The sequence below is a fragment of the Streptomyces sp. NPDC029526 genome, from assembly GCF_040637405.1.
Lineage (GTDB): Bacteria > Actinomycetota > Actinomycetes > Streptomycetales > Streptomycetaceae > Streptomyces.
Genome location: NZ_JBEZWE010000026.1, coordinates 33,662 through 42,746 on the forward strand (window position 1 = coordinate 33,662; position 9,085 = coordinate 42,746).

The following is a 9,085-nucleotide window of genomic DNA, read 5'->3' on the forward strand; positions in this document are numbered from 1 at the left end:
AGCACACCGATGTTACGTGCCGCGGTGCGGTGCCCGGGGCCGGGGTGCGGAGGGCCGCCGCACGTGGGTACGGAGGGCACGCAACCGGCCAGGCCCGGGAGGCGCGGTCCCGGGCCCCGCCGACACAAGGGGGGCCCGGGACGGATCACCACCCGCGCGACTGACCTCGATCCTCCAGCACTTCGAGCCTCTTCGGTCCGCGGCCGTCGCGACAGCGAACGCCGGGCCGGCGCTGCGATCGGCCACGGGTGCGGGGCCTGCCGCCGTCGCGCCCGATGTCAGCCGATGCGCGGGCCCCGTCGGCCGGCCGCCGCTCCTCGACGCGATCGCCGGGGCGCCCCGCAGACTCACTGCCCGGAATGCCCGGAGTACACGGAGTGCACGGAGCACCCGGAGGGCCGAGGCGCCTGCGGCGCCGTACGTGGTGACTACGGGGTCGACGTGGCGAGGAAGTCGAGGATCTCGCGCACCAGGCGTTCCGGGGCGTCCTCCATGAGGAAGTGGCCGGCGCCGGGGACGACCACGAGTTCCGCGCCGGGGATGTCGTCACGGAGCCGCTTCGCGTAGTGGAGGGGCTGCCACTGGTCCTCCTCGCCCCAAACGATACGGACGGGCATGGCCAGTCGCCCGAGCCGGTCGCTGATCTCCTCGGTGTACGTGGAGTCGTAGTGGCGGACCTGGTGCTCGAAGAAGGAGACGCGGCCGAGCGGTGAACGGTGGGGGGCCAGGTACGCCTCCAGGACGTCGCCGCTCATGCGTGCCGGGTCGGCTACGGCCATGGTGAGCTGCCCGGTCAGCAGGGTGTCGAACGCGTCCCGCGACATGGCGGTGGCCTCGTCGAGGCGTTCGTCGATGATCTTCTGCCAGGTCGGGGAGGGCCACGAGTCGTAGCTGACGGTGTCCATGATCATGAGCCGGCGCACCTGCCCGGGGTGGGCGAGCGCGAAGCGAAGGGCCACGGCACCGCCGATGTCGTGGGCCACGAGGTTCACCCGGTCGAGGTGCAGCGCGTCCATCAGGTGTCCCAGCAGGTCCGTCTGGGCGGCGACCGAGGTGTCCCGGTCGACCGGCCGCTCGGAGCGCCCGTATCCGAGCAGGTCGTAGGTGACGACCCGGCGTCCGGTCGCCTCGACGTGGGGGACGATGTGGCGCCACTCGTAGGAGTGCGAGGGCGTGCCGTGGATGAAGATCACGGGTTCGCCTCGGCCTCGGTCCCGGTCCCGGTAGGCCAGACGCACTCCGTCGACGACGAGGCTGTCGGTCAGGACGGTCATGGTGCCTTCCTCAGGTTGCTGACGTTCGGACGGAGCGCGGGGATTCCGGCCCCGAGGGGCCGCACCATCCACACTGATTAGGTAGACTAGTCTACCTAGCAGATGGACGCGAGAGGCCGGGGCGAGAGGCGGGTCGGAATGAGTGACGTCAAGCGGGTGCCGGGCACGGGCGGGGGTCGGCGGCGGCCGGCCCGGGAGCGCATCCTGGCCGCGGCGGCACGGCGCTTCTACAGCGACGGCATCACGGCGACCGGCATCGACACGATCACCGCGGACGCCGGTGTCGCCAAGATGAGCCTCTACAACAACTTCTCCTCCAAGGCGGAACTCGTGCGGGCATACCTGGAGGCGCGGCATGCGGCGTGGCGCGAGCGCTACAGCGCGCGGCTGAGCCCCGGTCAGGACCCGCGTGACCGCGTGCTGACCGTCTTCGACACGTACATCGACAGCACGCGTTCGGCCGACCACGAAGACTTCCGCGGGTGTGCGCTGCTCAACGCCGCTGCGGAGATGCCGGTGGGCAACGAGACGCGGGCCCTGGTCGGCCGGCAGAAGCAGGAGGTGGAACAGATCATGGCGGATCACCTCGCCGAGCTGCTGCCCGACCGGCCGGACACGGCCCGGACCACTGCCGCGCACCTGTCCTACCTTCTGGAGGGGGCCATCACCCGCGCCGGCCTGGAGGGTGACAGCCGCTGCCTCCGTCAGGCGCGCGCCCTGGCCTCCGAACTGCTCGACCGGCTGTGAGAACGCCCCTGGGCCTGGACGACCACGAACGTCGGTGAGGGAAGCCCGGGTGGCGCAGGCTCGGGTGGCGCAGGCTCGGGCGGTGCGGGCACCGGCTGGTACGGGCTACGACGAGCGGTGCAGGCTCCGGGCCGGTCGGCCTGTCCGCGTCGGCGGTCCTCGGGTCCGGGGCTGAGAGGGCAGCATCCGCGGGACCGTCGGGGCGGTGACGATTCCGCCGGGGCAGGTTCACCGACTTTGCGGAGCGGTGGGCTTATGGTCACGCCATGCGTCAGATGCCGTCGGCCGACATGGTCAGCCTCATCTCGTTTCTCGCGGTCCTGCTGATCTTCTTCAGCATCGACGTGCGGTCCCGGGATTCGAGCGCGTCGAAACCGTGGCACGCACGCCTTTTCGAGTGGGCTTCCCGGGTGGGGGGAATCGCCACGGCGCTCGCCCTCTCCCTGGGGTGGGTGGACCTCTTTCTGCCCGACGAGAACGACCCGATCCATGTGGTGTTCGTGGCCGTACCCGGTTCCGTCGCCGTGTTGTGTGCCATTGTGCTGGGGCTGGAAATGCTCTGGCAGCGGTGGGATCCCTCGTCGTAGGAACCTCGGCCTCGCGCTGCCCCGCACCCCGCACCCCGCACCCCGCACCCCGACGAGGAGCCACAACATGAACGCGCGCAGCGGCACGGTGCTCTGCAACATCTCGGTCTCGGTGGACGGGTACACGGCCGGCCTCGACCAGTCCGAGGAGCGGCCGTTCGGTGACGACGGCGCCGACGGCACGGGGCGCCTGCTGCACGCCTGGATGTTCGACACGCCCGAGGAGAACCGGGTGGAGGCCGAACGGATGACGCGGGCCGGGGCGTTCATCATGGGCCGTAACATGTTCGGTCCCGTACGTGGCGCGTGGGACCGGCCGTGGAACGGCTGGTGGGGTGATGATCCGCCGTTCCACGCCCCGGTGTTCGTCCTGACCCACCACGCTCGCGCACCGCAGCCGATGGAGGGCGGCACCACCTTCCACTTCGTCACCGACGGCATCGGGTCGGCCCTGGCCCGCGCCCGTTCGGCCGCGGGCGCCGCCGACGTGTCGATCATGGGCGGTGCGACCACGGTCAACCAGTACCTTGCCGCCGGGCTGGTCGACGAACTCCACCTGCACATCGCGCCGTTCACCCTGGGGGCCGGCACCCGTCTCTTCGACGGCGTACCGCCGATGCGGCTGGAGCAGCTGCGGGTGCGGTCGGCACGTCTGGTCACCCACGTGACCTACCGCGTACTGCGGTAACGGCCCGGCCGGCGGGCGCCGGTGCGATGTCCGGGCCGCTGCAAGGCCGGTGCCCCACCGCACGGTTCAGCCGGTTCCCCCGCCGCACCGCGTCATGGACTGCAGGTGCGGTGTCCGGGCGCTGATGGGGCGTCGACGCCGGTGTTTCACTGGGCGATCGGTGACACCGCCACGCAGCCGGCCGCCGACACGGCTCCCGCCCCGGACTTCTCGGCCAGCTTCTTGCCGTCGTGCAGGATCCTGCAGGTGAGCCGGCCGCCCGACGCCTCGTCGGCGTCCACCAGGACAGGGAGGACGGTGGGCGCCTCGATGCCGCGCAGCTTCACCGTCTTCCGCCACGGCAGTTCCGGATCGTCGACCGTCTCGAACTGCGGATCGCTCGCGTCGCCGCCGCCCGCGTTGAACTCGATGAAGTCCGCCTTGTCGCCGGTCACTTCGTAGGTGACCTCGTACTCCTGGTCGATCTGCCGGTCGACCTCCTCGACCAACTCGTCCTCCGCCTTCTTGGCGACCTCGTCACCGACACCGGAGCAGCCGAGCAGCAGGACGACTCCTGCCGTGGCCATGGCTATCGTGCGCATGCGACGGATGGTGCGCATGGTGGGACCCCCCAGGTAGGACGCGGCGTGCATCAGCCCGCGAACATGCTTCGACCTGCGAAGTCTAGCTGCACAGAAGGCTGGTGGGGGCACACCCGTTCGGCCGCCCGCCACGACGCGCGCCGCTCGGCGGGTGCGCCGAAGGGGCTTCCGGGGTGGTCACCGCCGCCCGCGGCACAGCGTCGGCCACGGCGGCGGCGCGGCCGGTTCCCACGGGCCGGGTCTTTTCGCTGCGTCGCTCCCGTGTGCGATCGGATCATGGTCCACGCCCGGTGCGGACATGGGCGCGGCACGGCCGGCGCAGGAGGGCAGGCGCCCGGACAGCCGCCCGGTCGACCACGTTCTCAGGACGGGCCGCCCCGCCGAGCACATAGGGTTACGCACCATGCCTCTTCGTCCCGCGCAGGTGAACATCAAGGCCGTGGATGCCCGGGCGGTCGGACGCTTCTGGGCTGAGGCCCTCGGCTGGAGCGCCTACGACGCCGGCGTGACGACCTACGTCGGTCCCGCCGGCGGCCTGGTCCGGCCGGATCCGACCGGCCTCGGCATCGACGTCGTGCCGGTCCCGGAACGGAAGACGGCCGTGAAGAACCGTGTCCACCTCGACCTCGCCACCATGTCCCGAGAGCATCAGGCGGCCCTGGTGGCCCGGGTGCGGGATCTCGGCGCGACGCCCGTCCAGATCGGCCAGGGCGACGTGCCCTGGGAGGTGCTCGCCGATCCGGAGGGCAACGAGTTCTGTGTGCTGGAGCCCCGGGACGTCTACCGGGACGCCGGGCCGATCGCCGCGGTCGTCGTCGACTGTGCGGATCCCCGGCTCATGGCCCGTTTCTGGGGCGAGGCCCTGGACTGGACGCTGCTCGACGCCACCGATCAGTACGCCGTGTTCCGGTCGGCCACGGGGAGCGGACCGTTCCTGGAGTTCCTCCGCACGCCGGACCGCAAGGCCGCGCCGGACCGGGTCCATCTCGACCTGCTGCCGGGGCCCGGCCACGACATGGCCGCCGAGGTGGCCCGCGCGCGGGGTCTCGGTGCCACCGACCTCGACCTGGGCCAGGGCGATGTCCCCTGGGTGTGCCTGTCCGACCCGGAGGACCACGAGTTCTGCGTCCTCGGGCCGCACTGAGACGCGCGGTTCCCCTCCGTTCCCCGGCGCCGCTGTCCTCGGCCGCGAACGTGCCGCAGCCGAGGGCAGCGCCCATCATGGTCGTGAGGGCCCGTCCGGCCGTCACCGAAGCCGCCGGGGGAGGAAGGGACGACCATGGAACTGTTTCCGCCCATCCCGTTCGACGAGTGGCGCGACACCAAGGAGACCCTGCACCGTTTCGCGCAGGTCGTGGGGAAGATCCGGCTCGCCTCGAGCGTCCGACGGAACCACTGGTGGAACGTGACGTTCCGCCTCACCGGGCGCGGAACCACCACCTCTCCGATGGGACAGGTGGACGGCAACCCGATCTTCACCATCGACTTCGACTTCGTCGCGCACCGCCTGGCCGTGTCCTCCCTGGACGGCCGGGAGATCTCGTTCCCGCTCGCCGGACAGTCCGTCGCGTCGTTCTACGCAGCGGTCGTGGAGGCCCTCACCACGCTGGGCGTGCGGACGCGGCCCGCACAGCCCACGCCCTTCGATCTGCCGGACTCCGGGCGGCCGTTCGGCGACGACATGGAGCACGCCACCTACGATCCCGAGCAGGCCAACCGCTACTGGCGCGTCCTCAGTCAAGTGGCCTCCGTACTGGAGGAGTTCGCCGCCGGATACTCGGGCAAGGTCAGCCCGGTGCACCACTTCTGGCACACCTTCGACATCGCCCACACCCGCTTCTCCGAGAGGCGCGTCCCACAGCCCGCGCAGACGGATCCGGTCACCCGGGAGGCGTACTCCCGTGAAGTGATCAGCTTCGGTTTCTGGTTCGGGGACGACACCTTCCCCGAGCCCGCCTTCTACGCGTACGCGGCACCCGAGCCCGCGGGTCTCGCCGACGATCCGCTGGAGCCCGCGGCGGCCCACTGGCTCGACCGGGGCAGCAGTCACCTCGCCGTGCTGCGCTACGACGACGTCCGCAAGGAGAGCGACCGGCGTGCTGCGGTGCTGGCCTTCTACGAGAGCGCCTACCGGGCCGCCGCCCGCCGCGCGGGCTGGGACGTCGATGCGCTGGCCTGCCCGGGCGGGGTCACGGACCCCGGCCTCCGGCCGTACGGGCAGGCGGGCCGGACCGCGGGCTGACCCTCCGCACCGGCGAACGTGACTGCGGGCCTCCGGCCGCTCCGTGGGGTCCGGTACCGCGTCCGCTCGGCCCGTCTCGTCGCCGCGTCCGCTCGGCCGGTCATCCCGGCGGGGTGCGGGCTCGGCGTGGCTCCACCCGCGTTCTAGCCGACGGATCGTCAAGTAGGTGAATCCGTAACCAAGATGGGGTCCTCCCTCGCGCCGTCCATCCCTAGACTGCGATCATGAACCTTGACGTCACGCCGTCCGAGGCATCGGCCGACGGCGAACCGGACCCTGCCCTCTTCGCGACCATGTCCACCATGCGGGCCATGCGCCGGCTGCGGCCCGACCCGGTACCCGAGGAACTCCTGGACCGGCTGATACAGGCCGCGGTCTGGGGCCCCAGCGGGGGCAACATGCAGCGCTACGAGTACGTCGTCGTCACCGACCCGGCGGTGATGGCCGAGCTGGCGCCGCTGTGGGAGCGCTGTGTGAACGCCTACCTGGCCACGACCGGCAAGTACGCGCCGGCCGGCATGGACGAGGCGGCGTACGGGCGCATGGTGGCCGCGATCGAGTACCAGCGCGACCACTTCGCCGAGACCCCGGCGTTGATCATCCCCTGTTACCGGTTCCCGGAGCCCAGGCTCGATCCGGAAGGGCTGCAGCGCTACGCGGAGGAGCTGGGGCCCGACGGTACGGCGCACATGGCCAAGATCGAGGAGCGCTTCAACGCCCTGGCGGAGGGGTCCTGCGTCTACCCGGGTGTGCAGAACCTGCTGCTCGCGGCGCGTGGGCTGGGCCTGGCCGCGAACATCACGATCTGGCACCTGATGCTGGAGGGCGAGTGGAAGGCCGCGCTCGGCATCCCAGAGGACATGAACACCTTCGCCGCCATCCCGGTGGGGTGGCCGCGCGGCAGGTTCGGTCCGGTCAGCCGCCGTCCGGTGGCCGACGTCGTGCACCGGAACCGCTGGTAGTACGTGCCGACTTCCCGGGCGGGGTGCTGCAGGCACCTCGCCCGGGCGATCGGCCTGGGCCCCGGGCCGTACGGGGCGGCGGCTGCGTGCCGGACGGTGACACACGCCTGCGCCTGCCTCACCGTCCGGTCGGTCCGGTGGGTCGGGGGCGGCGGGCGCCTCGGGCGAGCGTCCGTCGCGCGCCAGGAGCGCCGGCGCGGCCCGGCCGGGGGCTCAGGTTCCGCGGGGTGCGCGAACACGCCGGTGCCAGGATCAGCGGGTGGCGCGACTGGTCAGCCGGCTTCCGGCCCCGAACCGTCGGACGACACTCGCGGAGACTCCCCCGGTACGGCCCCGGGAACAGGCGCTCCCGGCCACTCGGCCGTCACCAGCCAGTGCCGGGCGACCAGGCGCACGCCGTCGTCCGTCTCGAAGGCGCGGAACGCATCGGTGGCGGCGTCCCGAGCGCGGTCGACGGCGTCGGGGGCGGCGTCGCGGAGCCAGTGGCGCATCGGTCCCCAGCCGAACAGGAAGGCGGCGGCATCGGCCGCGTCGCGGCCCCAGCCCTGGGGCACTTCGACCGGTTCCGCGGTGGCGGCCTCGAACCCGGCGTCCGACAGGACCTGTTCGGCCCGTGCCGGATCGGCGAAGGCGGTCGGACCCGTCTGCGCGGGGGCCGAGAAGTCGGGCAGCGCGACGTGTTCCGCGACGGCCTCGAAGATCACTGCCTGGTCCATCCGCAGGACGGACTGCGGGCAGACGAAGACGATCCGTCCGCCGGGCCGGAGGGCGCGCCCGATGTTCGCGAACGCGGCGACCGGATCGGCGAAGAACATGACGCCGAATCGGCTCAGCGCCACGTCGAACGACGCTTCCTCGAACGGGTACACCTGGGCATCGGCGAGGAGGTGGGTGACGTTGTCGAGGCGCTCCTCGGCGGCGCTGGCCCGGGCTCGTTCGAGCATGGGCTCGGACAGATCGACGCCCACGGCGCCGGCCGCGGTGCGCGCGGCGAGGCGGGTCAGCCGGCCGTTTCCGCAGCCGATGTCCAGGACCCGGTCCGTGGCCCGGAGGCGGGCGGCTTCGAGGAGGGGGGTGTTGGCGGGGTCGTTGAGCGCGTCGTAGCGCGCTTGGTGCTCGGCCCAGTGGCGGCCTTCGTAGCCGTTCCACGCCTCGGACTGGTGGGTGTTCACGATCCGGTTCTCGGCCATACCCCACATGGTGCCGCACCGAGCGGCAGGCGTCCCGTGCACTCGGCGCTCCGGGCGGTCACCGCTCCGGGCAGTCGGCGCTCCCGGCAGTCGGCGCTCCGGGCGGGTGGCTCCCGCGTTTCATGCGCAGCCCCGGGGGGGTGGTACGCCCGTCGTGGCCCCCGCGCCGAAGGGACGGCGCGGCCCGGCAGGCCGGTGGTGGAGCGTGGGCCCGCCGCCGACGGGAGTCCCTGCCTCTCGTGCGGTTCACGCGCTGGGGACGGTTCGGGTCGGCGGCGGGTGGTGGCAGCCGTCGCAGTAACGGACTCAGGACTGCGGGCGCTTGCCGTGGTTCGCCGCGTTCTTGCGGCGCGCCTTCTTCTTCCGGCGCCTCTTCGACGACATGGAGGACCTCCCTCAGGGCTGAGTCGGGCTGTTTCACTCCCCCGGCCGGTTCGGACCCGCCGGGGTCGACGGCCCATTGTTGCCCGTCGCGTCCGCAGTGGCCAATCGTGGTCCGGCCGCCGGCGGGCCGTCCCGTCCTGGGGCCGCGTGCCCGGGCCCCGCTGTGGCCGTTTCCGGCCGACGTAGCCCGGAATTCCTCGCCCGGGAGGCGCGTCCCTCGACGGCACCGAGGCACCGTGGGGAGTCGGCGCGGACGGGCAGGGAGCGGTGGAACGGATGGGCGGCGGGACGGCGGGTGGCGACGAGCAGGGCGGGGAGGACGGCGGACGCCCTCGGGGGGGGTGCCTCTATGTCTTCCGTCAAGGCGCCCAGGTTCGGTTTGGGGTGGTTTGGCTTGTGGGGGTCATGCGGCGAGTTCGACGTCCTCGGG

Annotated in this window: 9 protein-coding genes; 6 read left to right on the forward strand and 3 right to left on the reverse strand. The window is 72.2% G+C overall.

Annotation, left to right across the window (positions count from 1 at the left end; translation table 11 throughout):
* Nucleotides 1–428 precede the first annotated feature (428 nt).
* The gene (locus tag AB0F01_RS29760) at nucleotides 429–1,274 is read right to left on the reverse strand and encodes an alpha/beta hydrolase (RefSeq protein WP_362102087.1); all 846 of its coding nucleotides are present in this window, start codon (nucleotides 1,272–1,274) and stop codon (nucleotides 429–431) included.
* A gap of 138 nt (nucleotides 1,275–1,412) precedes the next feature.
* On the opposite strand from AB0F01_RS29760, the gene AB0F01_RS29765 reads away from it, so the two are divergent.
* The 3 genes from AB0F01_RS29765 to AB0F01_RS29775 all read left to right on the forward strand — a co-directional run bounded on the left by AB0F01_RS29765 (nucleotide 1,413) and on the right by AB0F01_RS29775 (nucleotide 3,296).
* Nucleotides 1,413–2,021 carry a TetR/AcrR family transcriptional regulator gene (locus AB0F01_RS29765; protein WP_362102090.1) on the forward strand — a complete coding sequence of 203 codons (609 nt, stop codon included), beginning with the start codon at nucleotides 1,413–1,415 and terminating at the stop codon, nucleotides 2,019–2,021.
* A 266-nt stretch (nucleotides 2,022–2,287) separates the two neighbouring features.
* Nucleotides 2,288–2,608 carry a hypothetical protein gene (locus tag AB0F01_RS29770; RefSeq protein WP_362102092.1) on the forward strand — a complete coding sequence of 107 codons (321 nt, stop codon included), beginning with the start codon at nucleotides 2,288–2,290 and terminating at the stop codon, nucleotides 2,606–2,608.
* 67 nt (nucleotides 2,609–2,675) lie between these two features.
* Nucleotides 2,676–3,296 carry a dihydrofolate reductase family protein gene (locus AB0F01_RS29775; protein ID WP_362102095.1) on the forward strand — a complete coding sequence of 207 codons (621 nt, stop codon included), beginning with the start codon at nucleotides 2,676–2,678 and terminating at the stop codon, nucleotides 3,294–3,296.
* Between the two features lie 146 nt (nucleotides 3,297–3,442).
* On the opposite strand, the gene AB0F01_RS29780 is transcribed toward AB0F01_RS29775, so the two are convergent.
* The gene (locus tag AB0F01_RS29780; RefSeq protein ID WP_362102098.1) at nucleotides 3,443–3,877 is read right to left on the reverse strand and encodes an MmpS family transport accessory protein; all 435 of its coding nucleotides are present in this window, start codon (nucleotides 3,875–3,877) and stop codon (nucleotides 3,443–3,445) included.
* A gap of 403 nt (nucleotides 3,878–4,280) precedes the next feature.
* Here AB0F01_RS29780 and AB0F01_RS29785 point away from each other — a divergent pair, with 403 nt between their 5' ends.
* The 3 genes from AB0F01_RS29785 to AB0F01_RS29795 all read left to right on the forward strand — a co-directional run bounded on the left by AB0F01_RS29785 (nucleotide 4,281) and on the right by AB0F01_RS29795 (nucleotide 7,081).
* Complete coding sequence (locus AB0F01_RS29785; RefSeq protein WP_362102101.1) at nucleotides 4,281–5,021, forward strand: VOC family protein; 741 nt, start codon at nucleotides 4,281–4,283, stop codon at nucleotides 5,019–5,021.
* 135 nt (nucleotides 5,022–5,156) lie between these two features.
* On the forward strand, nucleotides 5,157–6,119 hold the full coding sequence (locus AB0F01_RS29790) for a DUF5996 family protein (protein WP_362102103.1): 963 nt from the start codon (nucleotides 5,157–5,159) through the stop codon (nucleotides 6,117–6,119).
* 224 nt (nucleotides 6,120–6,343) lie between these two features.
* Nucleotides 6,344–7,081, forward strand: coding sequence for a nitroreductase family protein (locus AB0F01_RS29795; protein ID WP_362102106.1), 738 nt, complete (start codon nucleotides 6,344–6,346; stop codon nucleotides 7,079–7,081).
* 272 nt (nucleotides 7,082–7,353) lie between these two features.
* On the opposite strand, the gene AB0F01_RS29800 is transcribed toward AB0F01_RS29795, so the two are convergent.
* A complete protein-coding gene (locus AB0F01_RS29800) occupies nucleotides 7,354–8,271 on the reverse strand; it encodes a class I SAM-dependent methyltransferase (protein WP_362102109.1) in 918 nt (305 codons plus the stop codon).
* Nucleotides 8,272–9,085 lie beyond the last annotated feature (814 nt).

Excerpts from the sequence above, each read along its gene's own strand:
- AB0F01_RS29760 (WP_362102087.1), bottom strand. The coding sequence starts at position 1,274 with ATGACCGTCCTGACCGACAGCCTCGTCGTCGACGGAGTGCGTCTGGCC.
- AB0F01_RS29765 (WP_362102090.1), top strand. The coding sequence starts at position 1,413 with ATGAGTGACGTCAAGCGGGTGCCGGGCACGGGCGGGGGTCGGCGGCGG.
- AB0F01_RS29770 (WP_362102092.1), top strand. The coding sequence starts at position 2,288 with ATGCGTCAGATGCCGTCGGCCGACATGGTCAGCCTCATCTCGTTTCTC.
- AB0F01_RS29775 (WP_362102095.1), top strand. The coding sequence starts at position 2,676 with ATGAACGCGCGCAGCGGCACGGTGCTCTGCAACATCTCGGTCTCGGTG.
- AB0F01_RS29780 (WP_362102098.1), bottom strand. The coding sequence starts at position 3,877 with ATGCGCACGATAGCCATGGCCACGGCAGGAGTCGTCCTGCTGCTCGGC.
- AB0F01_RS29785 (WP_362102101.1), top strand. The coding sequence starts at position 4,281 with ATGCCTCTTCGTCCCGCGCAGGTGAACATCAAGGCCGTGGATGCCCGG.
- AB0F01_RS29790 (WP_362102103.1), top strand. The coding sequence starts at position 5,157 with ATGGAACTGTTTCCGCCCATCCCGTTCGACGAGTGGCGCGACACCAAG.
- AB0F01_RS29795 (WP_362102106.1), top strand. The coding sequence starts at position 6,344 with ATGAACCTTGACGTCACGCCGTCCGAGGCATCGGCCGACGGCGAACCG.
- AB0F01_RS29800 (WP_362102109.1), bottom strand. The coding sequence starts at position 8,271 with ATGGCCGAGAACCGGATCGTGAACACCCACCAGTCCGAGGCGTGGAAC.